The organism is Pseudomonas sp. NFACC39-1, from assembly GCF_900110355.1.
In the GTDB taxonomy this organism is placed as follows: Bacteria; Pseudomonadota; Gammaproteobacteria; order Pseudomonadales; family Pseudomonadaceae; genus Aquipseudomonas; species Aquipseudomonas tehranensis.
Map to the genome: position 1 here is coordinate 163,527 of NZ_FODL01000006.1, position 23,359 is coordinate 186,885.

Here is a 23,359-nt window from a genome sequence, read left to right on the forward strand (position 1 = left end):
GGTTAATACTGGCGAGCTTCGGCCAGTCGTTCATTGAGGGTTTTGGCGACCGCATCGGTGCGCGCGCTGGTGGAGACTTGCGCCACGCCGACCCGCCACCACGACAGGTAGCTGTGGATCATGGTCTTGGGCAATACCTTGATGTCGATGAGGGTCGAGACCGTTTGCAGCCGCGCATCGGCCAGGGCCGCGTGGAGTTCATCGAGGGTTTTGACCTTGTAGGTCTTGCAGCCGTAGGCCGCCGCGCTCATGGCGAAGTCCACCGGCACGAAGCCGCCGTCGAGCTTGCCGGTGTCCGGGTTGCGGAAGCGGAACTCGGTGCCGAAGCTGTCCATGCCGTTGCCCATCTGCAAATTGTTGATGCAACCGAACGTCATGTTGTCCAGCAGCACCACATTGATCTTGCGACGCTCCTGAATCGAGGTCGCCAGCTCCGAATGCAGCATCATGTAGGAGCCGTCACCCACCAGGGCATAGACCTCTTTGTCGGGCTCGGCCAGCTTCACGCCCAGCGCGGCGTTTACCTCATAGCCCATGCACGAATAGCCGTATTCGACGTGATAGGTGTTCACCCCCTTGCTGCGCCAACTGCGCTGCAAATCCCCTGGCAGGCTGCCGGCGGCGGCAACGATGATCGCCTCATCGGCCAGGGTTTGGTTGAGGGTGCCCAGCACGCGGCTCTGGGTCAGGCAGGAACCGGTGAGTTCGATGAATTCGCGAAACACCGCCGGGTCCATGCGGTCGTTGATTTCCGGGATGAAGTCCTCGGCTTGATAATCGGCCTGGAAGATCCGGTCGACCTCGGCGTCCAGCTGGACCTTGGCGTCGGCGATCTGCCCGCCCCATTCAGCGCGATAATCGCCCATCGCCGCGGACAGGGCCTCCAGGCCCGAGCGAGCGTCGGCCAGCAGTTGCACGCCATCGAGCTTCAAGGCATCGCACGGGCTGATATTGAGGTTGAGGAACTGCACATCCGGATGCTGGAACAGCCATTTGGACGCGGTGGTGAAATCGCTGTAGCGGGTGCCGATACCAATGATCAGGTCGGCTTTCTTGGCCAGCAGGTTCGCCGCCAGGCAACCGGTTTCGCCAACGCCTCCGACGTTCAGTGGATGACTGGACACCACCGCGCTCTTGCCGGCCTGGGTCTCGGCAAAGGGGATGTCGAAACGCTCGGCAAAAGCTAGCAGCGCCGCGTTGGCTCCGGCGTATTTGACCCCGCCGCCGCAGATGATCAGCGGCTGGCGCTTGCCTTTGAGCAGCGTCAACGCATCGTCGAGCATGGCTTCGGTGGCCGGGCGCCGGTCGATGCGATGCACGCGTTTTTGCAGAAAGTAATCCGGGTAATCGTAGGCTTCGGCCTGTACGTCCTGGGGCAGCGCCAGGGTCACCGCGCCGGTTTCAGCCGGGTCGGTGAGCACGCGCATGGCCTGGATGGCGGCAGTCATCAGTTGTTCGGGGCGGTTGATCCGATCCCAGTATTTGCTCACGGCCTTGAACGCATCGTTGGTGCTGATGCTCAGGTCATGGAACTGCTCGATCTGCTGCAACACCGGGTCCGGCTGGCGACTGGCGTACACATCGCCAGGCAACAACAGCAACGGGATGCGATTGGCCGTTGCAGTCGCGGCGGCGGTCAACATGTTCGCCGCGCCAGGGCCGACCGACGACGTACAGGCGTATATTTTGCGGCGCAGATGCTGCTTGGCGAAACCGATGGCAGCGTGGGCCATGCCCTGCTCGTTGCGTCCCTGATGGACCACCAGGTCGCCGCTGTCCTGCTCCAGCGCCTGGCCCAGCCCCAGCACATTGCCGTGGCCAAAAATGGTAAAGACCCCGGCGACGAATTTGCTCTGGACGCCATCGACCTCGACATACTGGTTATCGAGGAATTTCACCAGGGCCTGAGCCATGGTCAGTCGTGTTGTGGTCATGCTTGCACCTTTTCAAACGCAACTCGGTCGAGTGTGGGAGCGGGCTTGCTCGCGAAAGCGGTGTGTCAGGCAACATCAATGTTGGATGTGCGGCCGCTTTCGCGAGCAAGCCCGCTCCCACATTGGGATCTTCATCAGACCCACTATCGTGTCAGGCCTGGGGATTGCGCAGGTGATTCATGCTCACCCCCAACGCCTGACGGATGTCGGCCAGCTCATGGACGCTCTGGGCAAACGGTTCGAAGGACAGGTAGCCCTCGTACCCACCGGCCCGCAACGCCTCGATCTGCGCGGCATTGCCGAGGATATCGGCCTCGCCCACCAGCACGCGGTGGCCGTCGCGGATGGTCGTCAAGGGTGCCTGGGCATCCTCGACACCGGAGATGTGCACCAGCCCGGTCAGCTCGGGGAAAAACTCCTGCTCACCGGCCAGGTGATGATGAAAGGTGTCATGCACCAGACGGAACACATCCAGCCCGCCAATGGCCTTGATCGCTTCCACGGCGGTGCGCTTGCGGCGCAGCGAACACTCTTCAAACCCCAACGGCTCGATGAAACCGTAGATGCCGAAAGCCCGCAGGATCGGCGCCAGCTCACTGAGGGCCGTACGCAGCCCGGCGGCGCGTTCGGCCTCGCTACGCGGGTCGGCGCGGTCGTTGAGCGGGCACATCACCAACCCCTCGGCAGCGCATTCGCGGGCATAGTCGGCCAACCGCACGGCCTGGGCACGGCGTTCCTCGTTCCATACGTCGAAGGGATACAGCGCGTTGATCGACAACACCTTGATACCCCGCGCCTCACATAACTCTCGCACCTGTGCGGGCGGCATGCCGTTTTCGATCTCGACGCCCTTCAGATCGTTGCGGATCTCGATGGCATCGGTTTTCAGCGCCAGGGCCAGGTCGATGAATTCGGGCAGAGACAGGTGCGGAGCAACCATTCGGTTCAAGGCAAAACGCAGGGGCTTGTTCATTGTTGTTATCCCTCCGACATTCATAAACGGTTATTGGGCAGTCGGCATGCTGAACTCGGGGCCCTTGGCGATGCTGTCGGGCCAGCGCTGCATCACGCTTTTGTAGCGGCTGTAAAAACGCAAACCTTCTTCACCGTAGGCATGGTGATCGCCAAACAGCGAGCGCTTCCAGCCACCAAAGGAATGCCAGGCCATGGGCACCGGAATCGGCACGTTGATGCCCACCATGCCGACCTTGATGCTGCGAGCAAACGAGCGGGCAATGCCGCCATCACGGGTGAAGCAGGACACGCCGTTGCCGAACTCATGGGCATTGATCAGGGCCACGGCGCTGGCGAAATCCGCCACGCGAACGATGCCCAGGACCGGACCGAAGATCTCTTGCTGGTAGATGCTCATCTCGGCGGTGACCCGGTCGAACAGCGTCGCCCCAACAAAGAACCCCTGCTCGGCCCCCGGCACCTTGAAACCACGGCCATCGACGATCAGGCGAGCACCTTCGGCGACCCCGGCGTCGATGAAGCCTTCCACCTTGGCCTTGTGCTCGGCGGTCACCAGCGGCCCCATGTCGGTGCCGGGTTGCTGACCGTTGCCGATCTTCAACTGGTCAATGCGCGGTAACAGTTTGGCGATCAGTTCATCGCCCACATCCCCCACCGCCACGGCGATGGAAATCGCCATGCAGCGTTCACCGGCCGAGCCGTAGGCCGCGCCGATCAGCGCATCTGCTGCCTGGTCGAGGTCGGCGTCGGGCATGACGATCATGTGGTTTTTCGCCCCACCCAGGGCCTGGACGCGCTTGCCGTTCGCCGTGCCCTGCTGGTGGATGTACTCGGCAATCGGCGTGGAGCCGACGAAAGAAATCGCCTCGATGTGCGGGTGCTGCAACAGGGCATCCACCGCCACTTTGTCGCCCTGCACCACGTTGAACACACCGTCCGGCAACCCGGCCTCCGTCAACAGTCGGGCCATCAGCAGGCTGGCGGACGGGTCACGCTCCGAAGGTTTGAGGATGAAACAGTTACCGGCCACCAGCGCCAAGGGAATCATCCACAGCGGCACCATCACCGGGAAGTTGAACGGGGTGACACCGGCACACACGCCCAAGGGCTGGCGCAGGTTCCAGTTGTCGATGCCGCCGCCGATGTTGTCACTGAAATCGGTCTTGAGCAGGTTCGGCGCGCCGCAGGCGTACTCGACGATCTCGATGCCACGGGTGACTTCGCCATGGGCATCTGACAATACCTTGCCGTGCTCGCGGCTGATGATCTGCGCCAGTTCGTCATGATGCCGATCCAACAGTTCCTTGAACTTGAACATCACCCGCGACCGGCGCAACGACGACTGCTCGGACCAGCCCGGGAATGCCGCCAGCGCCGACGCCACCGCCGCCTCGACGGTATCCGGCTCGGCCAGTGCCACCCGGGCCTGTACCGCGCCGGTGGCCGGGTTGAAGACGTTGCTGAACCGCAGCGTGTCGCTGTCCTGCACTCGACCGCTGATGTAATGGCCTACTACCGGGGCATCGCTCATTGTTCTTGTTCTCCGTGCAAAGGATGGAAGTCAGAGATCAAGCAGCCAACTGTGCTGCGGATCGTTATGGAACTGCCAGACCCGCTTCGGGCCGGCCATGACGTTCAGGTAATACGACTCGTACCCGTAGGGCACGCTGACCGGGTGGTACCCCTTGGGCACCACCACCAGGTCGCTGTTTTCCACGGCCATGGCCTGGTCGATGCTGCGGTCGTCGGTATAGACCCGCTGGAACACGAAGCCCTGGGACGGGTTGACCTGGTGGTAATAGGTTTCCTCCAGAAAGCTCTGGTGCGGCAGGTCGTCGGTGTCGTGCTTGTGGGGCGGGTAGCTCGACGAATGTCCTGACGGCGTGCGCACTTCCACCACCAACAGTGAGTGGGCCGGCTCACTGTCGGGCAGGATGTCGCAGACATAGCGGGTGTTGGCGCCCTTGCCGCGCACGCTGCGCTTCATGCTGTCGGGGCGGATCAATCGTGGGCCGTATGGGTTTTGGGCCGAACCCGGCGCGGCACACACGGCGATCTGCACATCGCTGAGGGCGGTCACCTGGGCCTGGCTGCCCGGCGGCAGGTACGCAGCATAGGGCGATTTGTCCTCGAACACCGATTGACGATCACCCAGGTTGTCCCAATCGAAGGCACCCTGCCCCGGTGCTTCACCCTTGAGGTTGATGCGCCCGCTAAGCAAGACCAGGCACAGTTCCTTGTCGGCGGCAGCCACCGGCAGCTTTTCACCAAGACTCAAACGGTAGGCGGCAAACCCGACATACTCCAGTTCACCGGCGGGTAGCTGGACCATGGTCTGGCCGTTGGGCTGGCTTTTGATCAACAGGCTCATGACGCAGTCCTCTCTTGCAGCAAGGCGCGCAGGGTGTCGTAGCCTTTCTTGGCGTAGGCATAACTCGGGGCCACGGCGGGATCCTGCTCGGCTTCCACCACCAGCCAGCCTTGGTAGTCGGCGGCCAGCAGCACATCCAGCAACGCGGCGAAGTCGATGTCGCCATCTCCCGGCACGGTGAAGGTGCCGTTGATGATGCAGTCGGGGAAACTCCAGAGGTTGTTGCGCGCCAGTTGCACCACGGGCTTGCGCACGTCCTTGAAATGCACATGGCAAATGCGCTCGATGTGCTTGCGCAACACCTGCAACGGTTCGCCGCCGCCCATGTAGCAGTGGCCAGAATCGAACAGCAGGCCGACCTCGCTGCCGGTCAGGGCCATCAGTTTGTCGATGTCCGAAGGCGATTCGACATAGGCGCCCATATGATGGTGATACGCCAGGCGCACACCCCGGGACAGGGTGAAGCGGGCCAGTTCGGTGAGTTTTTCGGCATAGTCTTGCCAGGCTTCGTCCGTGTGAAAGCGCGGCCGCTCGATCAGTGGGATGCGCTGGCCTTGAATGGAATCGGCCACCTCGCCGTACACCAGCACCGTCGCGCCGTTTTGCGCCAGCAACTCGACATGGCTGGCGATGGCATCGATCTCTTCGGCCGCCGAGCGCCGGGCCAGGCGACTGGAATACCAGCCGGAGACCAGCGCCAGGTCATAGGGCCGCAGCACATCGCCAACGCCCTTGGCATCCTTGGGAAACTTGCCGTTGAGCTCGAAACCTTCGTAACCGATTGCCTTGCCTTCGCTCAGCGCCGTACTCAACGGCGTCTCGCCACCCAGCGATGGCAGGTCGTCGTTGCTCCAGGAAATCGGGTTGATGCCAATTCGAATTGCGGGCATGGCTGTACCTTTTATTGTTTTTCACAAATCAGTAAGAACGACGCTGAACACTTGTGGGAGCGGGCTTGCTCGCGAAGGCGGCGGCATATTCAACAAGGATGTCGCCTGACACACCGCTTTCGCGAGCAAGCCCGCTCCCACATTGGATTGGCGTTAACTCATCTATCCCGCGCAGCCCGCCACGCCTCGATCAACTCCACAAACCTACCCTGCACCTGCCGGATCAACGTTTCATCGTCGATTTCCCCGGCCAGCCAGGCGCGGCTCGGTTCCTGGAAGATCGTCCGTCCGACGGCAAACCCACGGCAGGTTGTGCTCTGGCTGGCCTGGCGGAAGCCCTCGGCCAGCACGGCGGCCGGGGCGTTGAGGCCCAGCAGTACCACACCTCGGCAATAGGGATCACGCTCTTGAATCAGCTCATCAAGTTGCTTCCATTCGTCTGCCGTCTGGGCTTCGATCTTCCACCATGATGGGAAGATGCCCAGGTTGTAGAGGCGTTTGAGGGCGCGATACAGCACGTCCGGGTGCGGCGACGGATGATCCTTGGGTGGAATGACTTCCAACAGCAGTTCATGGCCGCTGACCTGGGACGCCTGATACAGCGCCATGAGTTGCGCCTCCTGTTCCAGGCGCAGCAGCGGTTCGTCGTCGGGGTGAAATTGCACCAGGCACTTGATGATCTGTTCCTGGGGCCAGGCGATCAGGTTGCTGCCGATGGAGCGCCCGTGTTCGAACGCCAGCGGCCGTGACCCCTGCACCTCCACTGGCCGCGCCACCCACCAGTCACGTCCAGTGGCAGCGTTCAACGAGTCCTGACCGAAACGTTGATCGGCCAGCAGACCGACATCGGCCTCGACGCCCTGACGTTTCAGGTCGGCTTCGACCCGTTCCACGGCCTGGATGAACAGTTGTTTGAGTTCGCTGATGGCGCTCAGCTCACGCCCGCCTTTGTGGGCCAGCTCCACCAGTTGCCAGCGATGATCGAAGGCAAAGATGAACAGTTGCTTCCACTGTTTGCGCGGCACGCTGACCTGATGCAGACGCTGCAAGACCACGTCCCGATCCGGCCGGGTAATCGCCACCGGGCTGTTGAACAGGTAGTCGAGTTCAGCCCGGGTCGGCATCGCCGGGGCACAGGCATGGCGCGACACCACCAGGCCACCGCAGGCATTGGCCAACTGGCAGCAGCGCTCGTCACTGGCGTCCTCCAGCCAACCGGCGAGAAAGCCCGACATGAATGCATCACCTGCGCCCAATACATTCAGGACCTCGACCCGTACACCAGGATAAATCGCACCGTCTTCAAGCCGGGCCGGGATGGCACCATGAATCACCGTGCAACCTTGCGGGCCGAGCTTGACCACCAAGGTCGCCGACGTCAGCGAGCGCACGGTACGCAACGCACTCAGCAGATCTTCGCTGCCGCCGGCGATCAGGAATTCTTCTTCGGTGCCGACGATCAGGTCGAAACGCGGCAGGATGCGTTGCACGTGTTGGCTGACTTTCTGGTCGGCGACGAAACGGGTTTCCCCATCGGCCTTGCCTGCCAGGCCCCAGAGGACCGGGCGATAGTCGATGTCCAGCACGCGCTTGACGTTGTGTTTCTCGGCGTAATCCAGCGCCTGGGTGCTGGCCTTGTAGACACTTTCGGTAGAGAAATGCGTGCCGGTGATCAGCAGCGCCTTGCTGGAGGCAATGAACGTTTCATGGATGTCCTCGGCGCGCAGCGCCATATCGGCGCAGTTTTCCCGGTAGAACACCAGGGGAAAGGTTTCCCGGTCCTTGATACCCAGCAGGACCATGGCCGTCAGACGTTCAGGGTCGACCTTGATACCACTGACCTCGCAGCCTTCGCGGGCCAGGGACTCCACCAGGAAACGGCCCATATGGTCGTCCCCTACCCGGCTCAGCATCGCCGACTTGAGCCCCAACCGCGCGGTGCCGAAGGCGATGTTGGCCGACGAGCCACCCAGGTATTTGGCGAAGCTTGCGACATCTTCCAGACGCGCTCCGATTTGCTGCGCGTAAAGATCGACACCCAGGCGTCCCAGGCAAATCACATCCAATTGACGCCCACTGGCAAAACGAGTCTGGCCCATGCTGGCTCCTGTTATTTTTATCAGCCCGCGCGGGCCACCGAAACCGGCGCCAACGCTCTTGGTGGATGCAGACTAAAACGAGCAACGGCCAACAATCAATAATTATTCTATAAATTTTTTACGTGGAATATTTTTTCCAATACGCTATCACTGGAGCGTGCCAGACGCAGTGCATCGTTTCAGCAGGTACTGCCACGTTGTCTGCCCATGATTTTCCCCGCGCCTACGCTGTAGACTGCGATCAGCCAACCTATTGTCGAGGGCCGGCTCTTTTCCCGGGCCGCCCTATAAGAACAAGCCAGAAGGATTTTCTATGACCCGCCCCGATCTGCCGGCGCCGTCCGAGAGTGCGTCCGAACCCGCCCTTTCAAGCCCACCGATCAATGCCGAGCGTCTGCTGCAACTGATTACCGACGAGTATGAAAGCCTGCCGCGCCAGCTCAAACGCATCGCCAGCTACATGAGTCAGCAAAGCGACCGGATCATGGTCGATCGCATCAGCGACATTGCGCGCGAATGCGAAGTGCATCCGTCGGCCATCGTGCGGTTCTCCCAGCGTTTCGGCTTCAGTGGGTTCAGCGAAATGCAGGCCTTGTTTCGCGAGGCCTATACCCACAAGACCACACCGGTGCAGAACTACCAGCAGCGCATCCGCAGCATGATCGCCAACAAGTCGCAGAAAGCCAGCGGCGGCGACCTGGCGCGCGAATGCGTCAACGCCACCCTCTCGGGTATCGAACGCCTGGGCCTGGAGCTGGACGATCAGGCCTTCGACAAAGCCGTGGACCTGGTGGTCAACGCCGACAACATCTATGTGGTCGGGGTGCGGCGCTCGTTCGCAGTGGCCGATTACCTGGTCTATAACCTGCAACACACCAACAAGCGCATTCACCTGGTTTCCGGGCTGGGGGGCAGTTATCGCGAGCAGATGCGCAGCGTGCGGGCCAACGACTTGGTGATCGCCATCAGCTTTACGCCCTACGGTAAGGAAACCCAGCACTGCCTGCGCATTGCCCAGCATCATCAGGCCAAGACACTGATCATCACCGACAGCAACCTGTCGCCCTTGGCCAAACGGGCCAATGCGGTGCTGTTGGTGAACGAAGGCAGTTCCTTCGCCTTCCGCTCGTTGAGTGCGACCCTGTGTTTGTGCCAGGCTCTTTTTATCGCCGTGGCTTATCGGTTGGAGCTCAAGGTCGATGAAATCCATGAACAGGTGGGCTTCGAGGATTGACGTCCGGGGTTGCCTTATAAGTTGTCTTATAAAAAGTCGCTAAAGGAAAAGCCATGAAACTGATCGGCATGCTGGATTCACCCTATGTGCGACGTGTCGCCATCAGCGCCAAGTGCCTGGGGATCGCGCTGGAGCACGAATCGGTTTCGGTGTTCAGGCATTTCGAGCAATTCCAGAGCATCAACCCGGTGGTCAAGGCCCCCACTCTGGTGCTCGACGATGGCGGCGTACTGATGGATTCCACGTTGATCATCGACTACCTCGAGACCTTGGCCGCGCCGGGCAAAAGCCTGATGCCGGTCGACAGTGGGCAACGGCTGCGCGCACTGCGCGTGATTGGCCTGGCCCTGGCAGCGTGCGAGAAGTCCGTGCAGATCTACTACGAACGCAACCTTCGGCCGACAGAAATCCAACACGCCCCCTGGGTCGAACGCGTGGAAGGCCAACTGGCGGCGGCCTATGACATGCTCGAACAGGAATTGGTGAAACAGCCCCTGGCCACCGATGGCACCCTCGATCAGGCGGGCATCACCGTGGCGGTGGCCTGGAGCTTCACCAACCTGGTGGTGCCGGATCAGGTGCAGGGCAAGGCATTTCCGTCGATCAGCGCGTTTACTGCCTATGCCGAAGGGTTGGAGGCGTTTGTCAGCACGCCGATGGAATAACGGACGAGCGCTCCCACAGTGGGTTCCTGAGTGACCACCGGGTGAGGGTCACACCCAGATCTATGTGGGAGCGAGCCTGCTCGCGAAGACGGCGGCAGACTCAACATCATCGTCTCAGATGGACCGCTTTCGCGAGCAAGCCCGCTCCCACCGTGGGCCCTGAGTGACCACCGGGTGAGGGTCACACCCAGATCTATGTGGGAGCGAGCTTGCTCGCGAAGACGGCGGCAGACTCAACATCATCGTCTCAGATAGACCGCTTTCGCGAGCAAGCCCGCTCCCACCGTGGGCCCTGAGTGACCACCGGGTGAGGGTCACACCCAGATCTATGTGGGAGCGGGCTTGCTCGCGAAGACGGCGGCAGACTCAACATCATCGTCTCAGATAGACCGCTTTCGCGAGCAAGCCCGCTCCCACAGTTTGGGGCTGGAGGATTGCAAAATTTGTGTTCGGCACAAAGAATTGCTTCAAGTCAGCACCACTTCCCTTGGTCCTGCGGCCATCGGCGCCACCTCAAACCGATCCGCCAGGAACGGCGTGATGTCCAGCGGCAGCGGTTCGTGGTTCACCAGTTTGTCCAGCAACACTCCGGTGATGGCCGAGGTCAGGATGCCGGTGCGGAAGTGCCCGCAGGCATTGAGGTAGCCTTCCACGCCGCGCATCGGCCCCAGGATCGGCAGTTCATCGGGTGAACCGGGACGCAAACCGGCCCAGGTGCGTTTCAGGTTGATGTCGGCCAGCTGCGGTATGCACCGCACCGCGCCCTGCACCAGCCCCTCGATCTCCGGGTAGGTGGTGGTCACGTCGAACCCTTTGTCTTCGGTGGTACTGCCTATGAGGATTTCGCCGTTGTCCTTTTGCGCGACATAGCAGTCGCTGGTGGTCAGGCACCCGTTGAGGATCTTCGGCATGCGCTCGGTCAGCAGGATTTGCCCCTTGACCGGCTTGACCGGGATGCGCACACCCGTGGCCTGTTCGCTCAGCTCCGCAGCCCAGGCACCGGCGGCATTGATCAGCGTCCGGCAGTTGAACGTCCCGGCTTCGGCTGTTCTCACCCCCGTCACCCGCGCCCCGTCTCGAAGCACCTGCGCCACGTTGGTGTTGAAGAACAGATCGACGCCGTTCTGCCGGGCACCCTCGGTGTAGGCGTCGGCCAGCCGGAACGGGCTGACCTGATGGTCGCACAGGAACTCCAGCGCCCCTCGGGCCTCGTGGCTGACATTCGGCTCAGCCTCGCGCAAGGCGGCCTGGTCGAGCCAGCGTACCTGATCGGCCAAGTGGGGAATGCAGGCGACGATGTGCTCGGCGTACAAACGGTCTTCGTCGTCGTAGATCACGAACTTGAGCCCGGTCTGCTCAAACTTGAAGTCCATGCCATGGTTGTCCATCAGCTCGCGGTGCAGTTGGGGATACATCGCGTTGGACTGCAAGGCGAAATCGAAGAACGACTGGGGCAGGATGTGCGGCGTGCTGGCGTCCACCGCCACGGCGGCGTTCTGATCCGCTATCGGGGCCTGGCGCTTGCGGTTGGCCGACATCATCCGAAAGAAGATCACCCCGCAACCCAGGCCCACGGATTCACCGATGGCCCACAGGCCGCCAGCCGAAGCGCGGGTAGCGTTGCCGGGGCGCTTGGCGTCGATCAAGGCGATCTTCAGATGCTTGCGCTTGGACAGTTGATAGGCGCAGGAAGCACCGATCACGCCCCCGCCGGCGATGACGACGTCATAGTGTTTGCGGTCTGGATGCTCAGTCATGCTGGACGGCCTCCGGACCAACGTTCTGAAAGGCTGAAAAGGGAATCGGGTCGATGGGAAAACGTGGCCGCAGCCAGCCAACATCGGCACGCCCGGTGGCCTGGCGCAGGCGATCACTGCAATAGCCCACGCACATCCGTCCCTGGCAATCGCCCATGCTCACGCGGGTGCGCATTTTCAGGCTGGCCATCTCCTGCACGCCCTGCTCCAGGGCGCGGTCGATGTCGGCGCGGGTCGCATGTTCGCAGCGACAAATGACCGTATCGGCGGTCGGCAAAGCGGTTTGTCCGGCACCGCGTTGGGTGTAGCGATCCACGGCGGCGCGAAAGCGAATGATCCGCTCCAGTTGCGCTTGATACCGGTCGCGGTACTCCAGGGCCGTGGACGAAGCCAGCACGCCGGCCTGCGCCAGGATCGACAGCGCGGCCATGCGCCCGCTCAGCATGGCGGCTTCACCGCCACGAATACCACCCATGTCGCCGGCCAGGTGAATGTGCGCCTCGCTACTTTGTTGCCAGGCATTGGACACCGCCCGTAAATAACCGTCATCGCTGAAGCCATGCTCCAGGCCCATCTGCTGGCTCAATTGGGTGCGCGGGATGAAACCATAGCCAACCGCCAGCGTCTGGGCCGGGACCTGCTCGGCTCGTTCGAGGTCAGGCTCCCAGGTACTGGAATACGGTGCGACGGTGACGATGTCCAGCTCGCCCTCGCCGTTGGCCTGCACCACTCCCCAGCCATAACGCACGGGGATGCGATGCAGTTTGAGATAAGCCAGCATGCTCAGGCCGTCGAGGAACAATTGTGGTTTGTTCAGCAATGCCAGGCTTTCCCTGGCGATCTTGCCGAAGGCACAAGCCTCATAGACGCCCGCCACGGCCACGCCCGAAGCGTGAAGTTGACAGGCCACCAGCGGTAGCAACGGGCCTGTACCGGTGATCACCACCGGCCCCGGCGGTTTGACCGCTCCGCTCTTGATCTGCAATTGCAGGCCACCGAGCAGCATCACCCCCGGCAACGTCCAGCCAGGGAACGGCACGCTGCGTTCATGACAACCGGCCGCCAGCACCAGGTGGGAATAGGCGACTTCGCGCAGTTGTTCATCGGCGTTCAGCAGCATCAGCGCCTTGAACCCTTCGGCGCCGATGACGCGGTGGTTGAGTCGCACATCGATCAGCCCGGCGTAGCGCTGGAACTCACCGTGGAGTTTCTTCAGGGCTTCGCTGTAGCGCGGCCCCAGGTATTCCAGGCTCACCCCGTCGCGCAGCGGCCCGCGGTAGACCACGCCACCCAGGCGCGGCGCTTCCTCGAGCAGGGTGCAACGCACCCCGTGGGTGGCCAGCTCGATGGCCGCTGCCATACCCGCCGGCCCGCCGCCGACAATCACCGGATGGAGGTTCATGGGGCCTCCCTTTCGGCGATGCGATTGGCCCGGGTTTCGATCTGCATGCCGGGACGCACTTGGGTCTGGCAGGCGCGGCGCTTGTGGCGGCCGTCGATCTTGACCAGGCAGCATTGGCACACGCCCATGCCGCAATATGCGCCACTGAGTTGGTCGTGATCGTTGCGGGCTACCTGGCGCTGGCCCAGGGACTGGATGACGCTGAGGACGGTTTCACCTTGCGCCGCGCTGACGGACTGCCCGTCAAGGTGCACCGTCATGTCGGCCTGTTTCAGCGGCTGGATATCAAATTTTCGGCGTAGAAGGTCTTGAGGTTGCATCATGCAGCTCTTCCTTGAAGGTTCAGTGAGGTCTCGGCTCCTTGCGGCACACCATCACCGGTTCGTGTCAGTGCCCATCAGCGACAGCGCGCCAAAGCAGGGCAACGGACGCAGCATGATGGTGCGCGCTGAATTTATGTTAGGGATTATTTGTGACCAAGTGTTGATCCAGGCCAGTGAATACCGCTGTCGTCGTGCATGAACATTTTTTCAGAAAGCCGACAGGTATTTTTTGGCAGAATGCTGCGCAATGGCTCCAATTTCTCACCCGGTACCGCCCATGAACCGCATTTTGACCATCGAAGACGACGCCGTGACCGCCCGTGAAATCGTCGCCGAACTGACCCGCAACGGCCTGGATGTCGACTGGGTCGACAACGGCCGCGAGGGTCTGGAACGGGCGGTGAGCGGTGATTACGACCTGATCACCCTGGACCGCATGCTGCCCGAACTCGACGGGCTGGTGATTGTGACGACGTTGCGCACCATGGGCGTGGCCACGCCGATCCTGATGATCAGCGCCCTCTCCGATGTGGACGAGCGGGTGCGCGGCCTGCGGGCCGGTGGCGACGATTATCTGACCAAGCCATTCGCCACCGACGAAATGGCCGCCCGGGTCGAAGTCCTGCTGCGGCGCAACAACGGTGCCCGCGAGCCGGAAACCGCACTGCGGGTGGCCGATCTGGAGCTCAACCTGATCAGCCGCGAGGCCAGCCGCAACGGGCAACTGCTCAGCCTGCTGCCCACCGAATACAAACTGCTGGAGTTCCTGATGCGCAACAGCGGCCAGATCCTCTCGCGCATGATGATTTTCGAAGAGGTCTGGGGCTATCACTTCGATCCCGGCACCAACCTGATCGACGTCCATATCGGCCGCCTGCGCAAGAAAATCGACCCGCCGGGCCTGGAACCGCTGATTCGCACGGTACGAGGTTCCGGCTATGTCATTGCTGAACCCCGCTAAGGGCTGGCGCTCCTCCAGCAGTCGTCTGCTGGCGCTGTACAGTTCGCTGTTCGTGCTCTGGAGCGCGGTCCTGATGGGAGTGATGTATTACGAAGTGTTCGGCTACCTTGACAGCCTTGCCAAGCACTCGCTGATGCAGCGCCAACACCTGTTCGCGCGCATTCATGGCGATCAGTTGGAGGATGCGCTCTTGGCCAGCCTGACCCTGGATGAACGCGGCGTCGACGCCTACGGCCTGTTCGATCCGCAACTGCGCCACTTGAGCGGACCGATCCGGCGTGTCCCCGCCGACCTGCCGCTGGACGGCAAGATTCATATGCTCGGCGGCTGCGTCGACTCCAGAGATCCAGGTATTCCATCCGACAGTTGCGACGCGGTGGCGACCCGGACCCAGGATGGACGCTGGCTGGTGCTGGCACGGGACAACGGCTCGCTGTTCGCGGTGACACGCATCATTCTGCACGCGCTTTTCTGGGGCGTATCCCTGACCATCCTGCCGGGCATTGCCGGCTGGCATCTGTTGCGCCGACGACCGTTGCAACGCATCCGCAAACTGCAGGCCAGTGCCGAGGCCATCGTGGCCGGTGACCTGACCCATCGCCTGCCGCTGTCGAGCCGTCGCGATGAGCTGGACATGCTGGCCGCGATCGTCAACGCCATGCTCGATCGCATCGAACGCTTGATGAACGAGGTCAAGGGCGTGTGCGACAACATCGCCCACGACCTGCGCACCCCGCTGACTCGCCTGCGTGCCCAGCTTTATCGTATCCAGCAGCAAGCCCCGGACGGCTCGCCCGAAGCGTTACAGATGGATCAGGTGATTGCCGAGACTGACACCCTGATGGCCAGGTTTCGGGGGTTACTGCGGATTTCCGAGCTGGAAGACCAGCAACGACGCTCAGGGTTCGTGCGCCTCGATCCGTTGCAGTTGTTGCAGGAACTGCACGATTTTTATCTGCCGCTGGCCGAGGAGCGGGAACTGACCTTCACCCTCGAAGTGCCCGATGCCCTGCCCTTGCTCAACGGTGACCGGGCACTGCTGTTCGAGGCCGTGTCCAACCTGCTGAGCAACTCGATCAAATTCACCCCGCCGGGCGGTGAAGTGATCCTGCGGGGTGTTGATCAAGGTGACAGCAGTCGCATCGAAGTGCTCGACTCCGGGCCCGGAATCCCCGAGGCGGAGCGCAAGGCTGTGTTTCGCCGCTTCTACCGCGCCGAGGGTAGCAGCCAACAAAGCGGCTTTGGCCTGGGGCTGTCGATCGTCGCAGCGATTGTCAATTTGCACGGGTTCACGCTGGAAGTGGGCAGCAGCGAGCAAGGCGGCGCGCGGCTGGCACTCGATTGCCGGGCGACGCTGCTGTAGGTAGCGGCCGTAGGAGCTGTCGAGTGCAACGAGGCTGCGATCTTTTCCCAGACAATTGAATCGCAAGCGAAAGAGCAGATCAAAAGATCGCAGCCTCGTTGCACTCGACAGCTCCTACCAGCTCCTACCAGCTCCTACCAGTTCCTAGCCGCTGCGACGTAGCTCCTACGCAGCGGCTACACAGTTCAGCGGATCATTCAGACGGGATCACTTCGATACAGCGGGGTGTTTTCAAGCTCATACCGCAACTCATCGATCAGCTTTGCCAGGCTTTCTTCCGAGCGGACGCTGTCGACGCTCATGCCGCTCACCACCAGATCCACCTCCCCGCTTTCGCGGTGATACAGGCGTACGGTAAGGGTTCCATCGCCGTTGAGGCTGCATTCGCAGGCCAGTGGCTTGAAGCTTTCTTCGAGTCGGGCGCGCAGGGGGGCCAGTAGGGTCATCCGTTGCTCCTCAGCGCTGAAGCCGCGAGCGACCGGCGGGCAGTTGCCCGGCAAGCGTCCTGGCGATTGCACAATTGATTCGTTCACTGCTCATTGTGGCGTGTTCCTTGACTGCTTCGTGGGGGACGCGGCATTACGCAGAGAATGCCGCACCCTCACAGCCTAAGGAGCCAACGACGCGGGCAAAACCCGAATTTGCACCAGCACGCCCGGTGCATTTGCACTGGCTATCATGGTGCCTTCATTCGCCACTCATTGGCGAACAGGCCGCGTTCCCGAGCCCAGACGATCGCCTCGCTGCGGCTGTGAACATCAAGTTTGGAATACAGCGTCGCCACGTGATTGCGCACGGTGTTAGGGGCCAGCTTCAAGCGCGCGGCGATTTCCTTGTCGGCCAGGCCCTGGCAGATCAGCCCCAGAACATCACGCTCCCGGGCTGTGAGCTCGGTAAATGAAGTGCTGGGCAACTGGGCGTTGATGCTCTTCACATTGGCCAGTTTTTCGATCAGGGTCCGACTGAACCAGGAGGCATCTTTCATCACCTCCTCAATGGCTGCCACCAGTTCCAGCTCTGAGCGTTTGCGTTCGGTGATGTTCATCAACACCAGCAAATAACACGGTTTGTCCTGAATGACGACAGTATCGGCGGCCATCTCGCAGTCGATCTGTTCCCCGCCTTTTTTGTGAACCTTGACGTCGACACTGGACACGGTTGCAGTTTTTTCCAGCGTGGCAAACAGCGCGGCGCTGGCATCCGGGTCGAGAAAGCCGATTTCCTCCACGGTTTTGCCCAGCAGCTCTTCACTGGAATAACCGCTGGTCTGAAGAAAGGCTTCGTTGATCTCCAGCAATTGCTGTTCGGCGCTGCACACCAGGGTTGGCACGGGCGTGAGGCGGAACGATTTGGCAAAGCGCTCCTCACTCTGGCGCAACGCCGTTTCGGCCTTGCGGCGCGGCTCCATGTCCATGAAGGAAAACAGCATGCAATCTTCGTCATGCAGGTCCAACGGCTGGCCGGCGACGATCACCTGCTTGCTGCCGCCACCGGGTAATTTCAACTCGGCCTGCATCTGCGGGATGGTCGCGCCCTGGCCCAGCCGTTCGACGGCCAGATCGCGCTTCTCAGCCGCCTCGAGCACGTCCAGCTCATACACCGAACGCCCGATCACCTGCTCGCGGCTGTAGCCGGTCATTTCCAGAAAGCCCTGGTTGACCTTGATATAGCGCAAGTCACTGAGGCGGCAGATCACCGCCGGCGCCGGGTTGGCACCGAAGGTTTTTTCAAAACGCTGTTCGGCGCTCGCCCATTCGGTGGCATCGCTGAGAATCAGCACCAGCAATTCCGCCTCACCGCTGCGATCGGTCAGCACCATGCTGCGAATCCGATGAACCCAAGTACGGTCCGGATCAGCCTCGGGCGTGACCTCCACCAATACATCGCTGAACTCATCGCCACGGGCGACCCGAGCAATGGGGTAGTTGTCCGCGGTCAGCGGGTGGTTGTTGCGATAACGCAAATTGAACCGCTGGACGTATTCCTCGGCGTTGGCCCCCAGCTCGTTGAGGTCAGTGACCCCGTGCATGGTCAACGCCGCTTCGTTGGCCCAGGCGATGGTCTGATCGACTTCGATCAACATCACCCCATCAGACAGCCCGGCGATGATTTGCAGCAGTTGACGACGATTGGTATCGGTAGTCGGGACATCCTGGCTCATCGGGTCTCCATGTGGTCAGAGGAGCATGGAAATTACGACCATCCACGGCGATGACACGTTCCCTGTAGGAGCTGTCGAGTGCAACGAGGCTGCGATCTTTTGATCTTTCAAGCCGCCATGCGTCCCTCGGCAATCGCCTGTGAGGCCGCCAACATCGCCCGCAGCAATACCGCGCAGCCAGCGGCAAGATCGTCGGGGGCGGCGTTTTCGATTTCGTTGTGGCTGATGCCGCCTTCGCACGGCACGAAGATCATCCCGGCCGGCCCCAGTTCAGCGAGGAAGATCGCGTCGTGGCCGGCGCCGCTGACGATGTCCATATGGGACAGGCCCAGCCCTTGGGCCGCACCGCGGACCGCTTCGACACAGCCCTTGTCGAAGTACAGCGGCGGGAAGTCGGCTGTAGGGGTCAATTCATATGTCAGGCCGTGTTGCTGACAGGTGTCCTCGATCACTTGCCTGACCTCGGCGATCATCGAATCCAGACGCGCCGGCTCCAGGTGACGAAAATCCAGGGTCATGCGCACTTCGCCCGGGATGACATTGCGCGAACCGGGATAGGCTTGCAGGCAGCCAACCGTGCCGCAGGCGTGGGGTTGATGGCCAAGGGCGGCATGGTTGACGGCACCGACGATGATCGAGGCTCCCACCAGGGCGTCCTTGCGCAAGTGCATCGGGGTCGGGCCGGCGTGGGCTTCGACGCCCCGCAAGGTCAGATCGAACCACTTCTGGCCCAGTGCACCCATCACCACACCGATGGTCTTGCGCTCGTCCTCCAGGATCGGCCCCTGCTCGATGTGCGCCTCGAAATACGCCCCCACCGGATGCCCGCTGACCGGGCGTGGTCCGGCGTAGCCGATGGCGTTGAGCGCTTGGCCCACGGTAATACCCTCGGCGTCGGTCTTGGCCAGGGTTTCTTCGAGGGTAAACTTCTCGGCGAATACGCCGGAGCCCATCATGCACGGGGCGAAGCGCGAGCCTTCTTCGTTGGTCCAGACCACCACCTCCAACGGGGCTTCGGTCTCTATCTTCAAGTCATTGAGGGTGCGCAGCACTTCCAGGCCGGACAGCACACCGAAGCATCCGTCGAACTTGCCGCCGGTAGGCTGGGTGTCGATGTGGCTGCCGGTCATCACCGGCGGCAGGTTCGGATTGCGCCCCGGGCGACGGGCAAAAATATTGCCCACCGCGTCAATGCTGACGGTGCAGCCGGCTGCCTCGGTCCATTGCACGAACAAATCCCGGGCCTGACGGTCCAGGTCGGTCAGGGCCAGCCTGCACACCCCACCCTTGACCGTGGCACCAAGCTGCGCCAGGTCCATGAGCGACTGCCACAAGCGGTCGCGGTTGATGTGCTGTTGGGTGGACTGTAGAACGTCGACGGCTGCGTTCATGGGGATCTCCAGTTTTTTCAGGCATTTTCTCGTTGTACTTGAGGCCGCTATCGCGAGCAGGCTCGCTCCCACAGGGGATCTGCTGTGCACACAGACTTGCATTCACCCCAATCCAGTGTGGGAGCGAGCCTGCTCGCGATGGGGCCCTCCTTTACACCGCAGTTTTAGCGATGGACGGGCTCGCCCGCATACTGCACAACCCGTAGTAAATCACCCCGCCCAGTGCCGAGCCGGTGAACCAGCCGTAGCTGTAGAACCAACTGAACGCGTCGCTGCCCAGGGACAGCAGCGTCAGCACCACGGGTACGCCAAAGGCGATGAAGCCGTTCCAGTTCCAGGCCGGGTAGACGTCGTCGCGGTACAGCCCGGCCAGGTCCAGTTGCTGCTTCTTGATCAGGAAATAGTCCACCACCATGATCCCGGCAATCGGCCCCAGCAGGCTCGAATAGCCCAGCAGCCAGTTGGAATAGACCGACTCAAGGCTGACCTCGGAAACGATCAGACCGAGTTTCTTCAGCAGTTCGTGGGCCATCAGCGCCAGCCCCACTAGCCCGGTCAGCATCACCGCCTTGGTACGGCCGATCAGTTTTGGCGCCAGGTTCTGGAAGTCGTTGGTCGGCGAAACGATGTTGGCGGCGGTGTTGGTCGAGAGCGTGGCGATGATGATCAGCACCATGGCCAGTGCCACCCACAGCGGGCTCTGAATGTGCCCGATCAGGGTCACCGGGTCAGAGACGGTCACGCCCACCAGTTTCGCCGAGGCCGCCGTCATGACCACGCCGAGGGCGGCGAACAGGAACATGGTCAGCGGCAGGCCGATGATCTGCCCCACGATCTGGTCTTTCTGGCTCTTGGCATAACGACTGAAGTCAGGAATGTTCAGTGACAGCGTGGCCCAGAACCCCACCATCGCCGTGAGCCCCGCCAGGAAATAACTGGTCACGCCGGCACCTTCGGGCCGCTTGGCCGGCTCCGCCATCAGCTCGGTCAGGGAGACGTTGGGCAACGCCCACATCAGCAGGCCAACCCCCACCAGCACCAGCAGCGGCGCGGACAGGGTTTCCAGCCATTTGATCGACTCGGCACCGCGCAGCACCACCCACAGGTTCAGGACCCAGAACACCATGAAACCAATCACTTCGCCGGTGCCACCCAGGCTCTTCCAGCCTTCGAACACCGAGCCGAGAAACAGGTGAATCGCCAACCCGCCGAACATCGTCTGGATGCCGAACCAGCCGCACGCCACCAATGCGCGGATCAGGCAGGGAACGTTGGAGCCAATGACGCCGAAGGACGAGCGCAACAACACCGGAAACGGGATGCCGTATTTGGTCCCGGCAAATGCATTCAGCGTCAGGGGGATCAGCACGATGATATTGGCGAACAGGATGGCCAGCAGCGCTTCGCCCACCGACAGTCCGAAATAAGCCGTGAGCACGCCGCCCAGGGTGTAGGTCGGCACACAGATCGACATGCCGACCCATAACGCGGTGATGTGCCATTTATTCCAGGTTCGCTCATGCACCTGGGTTGGCGCGATGTCATGGTTGTAACGGGGGCTGTCGAGCACGTCGCTGCCGGCCTCAAGCTCGAATAACCCGTCGCGCTCGGTCACTGTTGATCTGGTCATGTCCGCTCCACTGTTTTCATTATTTTTGCTCATCGACTGGCGATGGCCGGAGTACTTGCATGTAAAGCGCGCGTTCAACCGGCGGCCCTGCCTGGCAGCGACAGCACTCAATAACTGTGCCGATTGCCGCGCCGGGTTGACCGGTTGAACGAAATAACGCTGACAACTTTTTGATCTTTAACGCTTTAATTTAATTTCATTGTTCACTCGCACCGCGCGCCAGTGCCCTTGAGGCTAGATGACCTGCACGTTCTGTCGAGCCCGAGATTCAAAGTGGTGCACCTCACAATATTGCGAAGCGTCTAAACCGCACTTTCACATCTTTCAAGCTGCTGATTTAGCATGATAAATCTCGCTCAAATAATGAACCTGTCAAGTGCGTCAAAATGGTGAGGCAGCTCACCATTTTGGTGAATTATTGATTTAATTGATATTTTTCAATGAGTTAAACATTCAAACAGTCTATTAAAAATAATCTTGCCGATTCGTTAAACTCCAGCTAGCTTCTAATCCTGACAACTGTGACAGGATTAAAACTCTGCACGACTTCATCACTTCCCCATCATGATCTATACAACATAAAGAACCGGCATCAGTCGGTCATGCCTGCGAGGAACTCGGAATGTCTTTGTTGATCCGTGGCGCCACCGTAATAACCCATGATGAACGTTATCGCGCCGATGTGTTGTGTGCCGAGGGTGTGATCAAAGCCATTGGTGAAAACCTGGATGCGCCCGCCGATGCCGAGGTACTCGATGGCAGCGGCCAATACCTGATGCCGGGCGGCATCGACCCGCATACTCATATGCAATTGCCGTTCATGGGCACCGTCGCCAGCGAAGACTTTTTCAGTGGCACGGCGGCAGGCCTGGCGGGAGGCACAACGTCGATCATCGACTTTGTCATCCCCAATCCCCAGCAGTCGCTGATGGAGGCCTTCCACCAGTGGCGCGGCTGGGCGGAAAAAAGCGCCAGTGACTACGGTTTTCACGTGGCGATCACCTGGTGGAGTGAACAGGTTCGTGAAGAGATGGCCGAGCTGGTCAGCCAGCACGGGGTCAACAGCTTCAAGCACTTCATGGCCTACAAGAACGCGATCATGGCGGCCGACGACACCTTGGTGGCGAGCTTCGAGCGGTGCCTGGAACTGGGCGCCGTGCCCACGGTGCATGCCGAGAACGGCGAGCTGGTTGATCACCTGCAGCGCAAGTTGCTGGCCCAGGGCATTACCGGTCCCGAAGCCCATCCGCTGTCGCGGCCATCGCAAGTGGAAGGTGAAGCCGCGAGCCGGGCCATCCGTATTGCCCAAACCCTGGGCACGCCGCTGTACCTGGTGCATGTGTCGACCAAAGAAGCCCTGGATGAAATCACCTATGCCCGCAGCCAGGGCCAGCCGGTTTACGGTGAAGTACTGGCCGGGCATCTGCTGCTGGACGATAGCGTTTATCGCCACCCCGACTGGCAGACCGCCGCCGGTTACGTGATGAGCCCGCCCTTCCGCCCTCGCGGACACCAAGAGGCGCTCTGGCATGGCTTGCAGTCGGGCAACCTGCACACCACCGCCACCGACCATTGCTGTTTCTGCGCCGAGCAAAAAGCCGCCGGCCGCGAAGACTTCAGCAAAATTCCCAACGGCACCGCCGGTATCGAAGACCGTATGGCGGTGCTCTGGGATGAAGGGGTCAACAGCGGCAAATTGTCGATGCATGATTTCGTCGCCCTGACCTCCACCAACACGGCGAAGATCTTCAACCTTTACCCGCGCAAAGGGGCCATTCGCGTCGGTGCCGACGCCGACCTGGTGCTCTGGGACCCGCAAGGCAGCCGCACGATTTCGGCCAAGACTCACCATCAGCAGGTGGACTTCAACATCTTCGAAGGCAAGACCGTACGCGGCGTGCCCAGCCACACCATCAGCCAGGGCCGACTGGTCTGGGTCGACGGTGACCTGCGGGCCGAACGCGGGGCGGGGCGCTACATCGAACGACCGGCGTATCCGGCGGTGTTCGATTTGTTGAGCAAGCGGGCTGAATTGCACCGGCCAACTGCGGTTAAACGCTGAAACCCAGGCCTTCGGCCTTCGCGAGCAAGCCCGCTCCCACATCGGATCTGGGATAGACGCAGATGTGTGGTGCGCAGCAAATCCCTTGTGGGAGCGGGCTTGCTCGCGAAGGCGTCAGTCCAGGCAACGAAAAAAACACTG

Annotated in this window: 18 protein-coding genes; 5 read left to right on the top strand and 13 right to left on the bottom strand. The window is 61.4% G+C overall.

Annotation, left to right across the window (positions count from 1 at the left end):
- Window positions 1–2: 2 nt before the first annotated feature.
- The 6 genes from iolD to iolC all read right to left on the bottom strand — a co-directional run bounded on the left by iolD (window position 3) and on the right by iolC (window position 8,269).
- Window positions 3–1,934: a 3D-(3,5/4)-trihydroxycyclohexane-1,2-dione acylhydrolase (decyclizing) gene (gene iolD / locus BMY45_RS14920; RefSeq protein WP_092398857.1), complete on the bottom strand. Its 1,932-nt coding sequence runs from the start codon at window positions 1,932–1,934 to the stop codon at window positions 3–5.
- Window positions 1,935–2,085: 151 nt separating this feature from the next.
- Entirely contained in the window at window positions 2,086–2,907 is an 822-nt protein-coding gene (locus tag BMY45_RS14925) for a TIM barrel protein (protein WP_092398859.1), read from the bottom strand.
- A gap of 30 nt (window positions 2,908–2,937) precedes the next feature.
- Complete coding sequence (locus BMY45_RS14930; protein ID WP_092398861.1) at window positions 2,938–4,440, bottom strand: CoA-acylating methylmalonate-semialdehyde dehydrogenase; 1,503 nt, start codon at window positions 4,438–4,440, stop codon at window positions 2,938–2,940.
- 30 nt (window positions 4,441–4,470) lie between these two features.
- A complete protein-coding gene (iolB, locus tag BMY45_RS14935) occupies window positions 4,471–5,280 on the bottom strand; it encodes a 5-deoxy-glucuronate isomerase (protein WP_092398863.1) in 810 nt (269 codons plus the stop codon).
- Complete coding sequence (gene iolE / locus BMY45_RS14940) at window positions 5,277–6,170, bottom strand: myo-inosose-2 dehydratase (protein ID WP_092398865.1); 894 nt, start codon at window positions 6,168–6,170, stop codon at window positions 5,277–5,279. The genes iolB and iolE overlap by 4 nt, the downstream gene beginning before the upstream one ends.
- 158 nt (window positions 6,171–6,328) lie before the next feature.
- Window positions 6,329–8,269, bottom strand: a complete 1,941-nt coding sequence (iolC, locus tag BMY45_RS14945; RefSeq protein WP_092398867.1) for a bifunctional 5-dehydro-2-deoxygluconokinase/5-dehydro-2-deoxyphosphogluconate aldolase — start codon at window positions 8,267–8,269, stop codon at window positions 6,329–6,331.
- Between the two features lie 313 nt (window positions 8,270–8,582).
- On the opposite strand from iolC, the gene BMY45_RS14950 reads away from it, so the two are divergent.
- Both BMY45_RS14950 and BMY45_RS14955 read left to right on the top strand, forming a co-directional pair.
- Window positions 8,583–9,503 carry a MurR/RpiR family transcriptional regulator gene (locus BMY45_RS14950; protein ID WP_047230196.1) on the top strand — a complete coding sequence of 307 codons (921 nt, stop codon included), beginning with the start codon at window positions 8,583–8,585 and terminating at the stop codon, window positions 9,501–9,503.
- Window positions 9,504–9,556: 53 nt separating this feature from the next.
- Complete coding sequence (locus BMY45_RS14955; RefSeq protein ID WP_092398869.1) at window positions 9,557–10,168, top strand: glutathione S-transferase; 612 nt, start codon at window positions 9,557–9,559, stop codon at window positions 10,166–10,168.
- Window positions 10,169–10,635: 467 nt separating this feature from the next.
- Here the strand turns inward: BMY45_RS14955 and hcnC are convergent, their stop codons facing one another.
- The 3 genes from hcnC to hcnA are packed head-to-tail and all read right to left on the bottom strand — an operon-like array spanning window position 10,636 to window position 13,647.
- Window positions 10,636–11,925, bottom strand: a complete 1,290-nt coding sequence (hcnC, locus tag BMY45_RS14960; RefSeq protein ID WP_092398871.1) for a cyanide-forming glycine dehydrogenase subunit HcnC — start codon at window positions 11,923–11,925, stop codon at window positions 10,636–10,638.
- Window positions 11,918–13,327 carry a cyanide-forming glycine dehydrogenase subunit HcnB gene (hcnB, locus tag BMY45_RS14965; RefSeq protein ID WP_092398873.1) on the bottom strand — a complete coding sequence of 470 codons (1,410 nt, stop codon included), beginning with the start codon at window positions 13,325–13,327 and terminating at the stop codon, window positions 11,918–11,920. Before hcnB ends, hcnC begins: the two co-directional genes overlap by 8 nt.
- A complete protein-coding gene (gene hcnA, locus BMY45_RS14970; RefSeq protein WP_177193357.1) occupies window positions 13,324–13,647 on the bottom strand; it encodes a cyanide-forming glycine dehydrogenase subunit HcnA in 324 nt (107 codons plus the stop codon). The genes hcnB and hcnA overlap by 4 nt, the downstream gene beginning before the upstream one ends.
- Window positions 13,648–13,927: 280 nt before the next feature.
- Here hcnA and BMY45_RS14980 point away from each other — a divergent pair, with 280 nt between their 5' ends.
- Together BMY45_RS14980 and BMY45_RS14985 are read left to right on the top strand one after the other, a co-directional pair.
- Window positions 13,928–14,611 (top strand): response regulator transcription factor, encoded by a 684-nt coding sequence (locus BMY45_RS14980; protein ID WP_047230191.1) that lies wholly within the window; start codon window positions 13,928–13,930, stop codon window positions 14,609–14,611.
- A complete protein-coding gene (locus BMY45_RS14985; protein WP_092398879.1) occupies window positions 14,589–15,974 on the top strand; it encodes a sensor histidine kinase in 1,386 nt (461 codons plus the stop codon). Before BMY45_RS14980 ends, BMY45_RS14985 begins: the two co-directional genes overlap by 23 nt.
- 197 nt (window positions 15,975–16,171) lie before the next feature.
- Here BMY45_RS14985 and BMY45_RS14990 read toward each other — a convergent pair whose 3' ends face one another.
- From BMY45_RS14990 to BMY45_RS15005, 4 genes are all read right to left on the bottom strand, one after another.
- Window positions 16,172–16,420, bottom strand: coding sequence for a DUF1652 domain-containing protein (locus BMY45_RS14990; protein ID WP_092398881.1), 249 nt, complete (start codon window positions 16,418–16,420; stop codon window positions 16,172–16,174).
- 230 nt (window positions 16,421–16,650) lie between these two features.
- Window positions 16,651–18,135, bottom strand: a complete 1,485-nt coding sequence (locus BMY45_RS14995) for a PAS domain S-box protein (protein WP_092398883.1) — start codon at window positions 18,133–18,135, stop codon at window positions 16,651–16,653.
- Between the two features lie 107 nt (window positions 18,136–18,242).
- Window positions 18,243–19,526 (bottom strand): Zn-dependent hydrolase, encoded by a 1,284-nt coding sequence (locus BMY45_RS15000; protein WP_092398885.1) that lies wholly within the window; start codon window positions 19,524–19,526, stop codon window positions 18,243–18,245.
- Window positions 19,527–19,677: 151 nt separating this feature from the next.
- Window positions 19,678–21,156, bottom strand: a complete 1,479-nt coding sequence (locus tag BMY45_RS15005; RefSeq protein WP_092398887.1) for an NCS1 family nucleobase:cation symporter-1 — start codon at window positions 21,154–21,156, stop codon at window positions 19,678–19,680.
- A gap of 622 nt (window positions 21,157–21,778) precedes the next feature.
- On the opposite strand from BMY45_RS15005, the gene hydA reads away from it, so the two are divergent.
- The gene (gene hydA, locus BMY45_RS15010) at window positions 21,779–23,218 is read left to right on the top strand and encodes a dihydropyrimidinase (RefSeq protein ID WP_092398889.1); all 1,440 of its coding nucleotides are present in this window, start codon (window positions 21,779–21,781) and stop codon (window positions 23,216–23,218) included.
- Window positions 23,219–23,359 lie beyond the last annotated feature (141 nt).

Excerpts from the sequence above, each read along its gene's own strand:
- hcnB (WP_092398873.1), bottom strand. The coding sequence starts at position 13,327 with ATGAACCTCCATCCGGTGATTGTCGGCGGCGGGCCGGCGGGTATGGCA.
- iolC (WP_092398867.1), bottom strand. The coding sequence starts at position 8,269 with ATGGGCCAGACTCGTTTTGCCAGTGGGCGTCAATTGGATGTGATTTGC.
- BMY45_RS14950 (WP_047230196.1), top strand. The coding sequence starts at position 8,583 with ATGACCCGCCCCGATCTGCCGGCGCCGTCCGAGAGTGCGTCCGAACCC.
- iolE (WP_092398865.1), bottom strand. The coding sequence starts at position 6,170 with ATGCCCGCAATTCGAATTGGCATCAACCCGATTTCCTGGAGCAACGAC.
- BMY45_RS14980 (WP_047230191.1), top strand. The coding sequence starts at position 13,928 with ATGAACCGCATTTTGACCATCGAAGACGACGCCGTGACCGCCCGTGAA.
- BMY45_RS14955 (WP_092398869.1), top strand. The coding sequence starts at position 9,557 with ATGAAACTGATCGGCATGCTGGATTCACCCTATGTGCGACGTGTCGCC.
- iolD (WP_092398857.1), bottom strand. The coding sequence starts at position 1,934 with ATGACCACAACACGACTGACCATGGCTCAGGCCCTGGTGAAATTCCTC.
- hcnC (WP_092398871.1), bottom strand. The coding sequence starts at position 11,925 with ATGACTGAGCATCCAGACCGCAAACACTATGACGTCGTCATCGCCGGC.
- BMY45_RS14985 (WP_092398879.1), top strand. The coding sequence starts at position 14,589 with ATGTCATTGCTGAACCCCGCTAAGGGCTGGCGCTCCTCCAGCAGTCGT.
- BMY45_RS14925 (WP_092398859.1), bottom strand. The coding sequence starts at position 2,907 with ATGAACAAGCCCCTGCGTTTTGCCTTGAACCGAATGGTTGCTCCGCAC.
- iolB (WP_092398863.1), bottom strand. The coding sequence starts at position 5,280 with ATGAGCCTGTTGATCAAAAGCCAGCCCAACGGCCAGACCATGGTCCAG.
- BMY45_RS14930 (WP_092398861.1), bottom strand. The coding sequence starts at position 4,440 with ATGAGCGATGCCCCGGTAGTAGGCCATTACATCAGCGGTCGAGTGCAG.
- hcnA (WP_177193357.1), bottom strand. The coding sequence starts at position 13,647 with ATGCAACCTCAAGACCTTCTACGCCGAAAATTTGATATCCAGCCGCTG.
- BMY45_RS15000 (WP_092398885.1), bottom strand. The coding sequence starts at position 19,526 with ATGAACGCAGCCGTCGACGTTCTACAGTCCACCCAACAGCACATCAAC.
- BMY45_RS14995 (WP_092398883.1), bottom strand. The coding sequence starts at position 18,135 with ATGAGCCAGGATGTCCCGACTACCGATACCAATCGTCGTCAACTGCTG.
- BMY45_RS14990 (WP_092398881.1), bottom strand. The coding sequence starts at position 16,420 with ATGACCCTACTGGCCCCCCTGCGCGCCCGACTCGAAGAAAGCTTCAAG.
- BMY45_RS15005 (WP_092398887.1), bottom strand. The coding sequence starts at position 21,156 with ATGACCAGATCAACAGTGACCGAGCGCGACGGGTTATTCGAGCTTGAG.
- hydA (WP_092398889.1), top strand. The coding sequence starts at position 21,779 with ATGTCTTTGTTGATCCGTGGCGCCACCGTAATAACCCATGATGAACGT.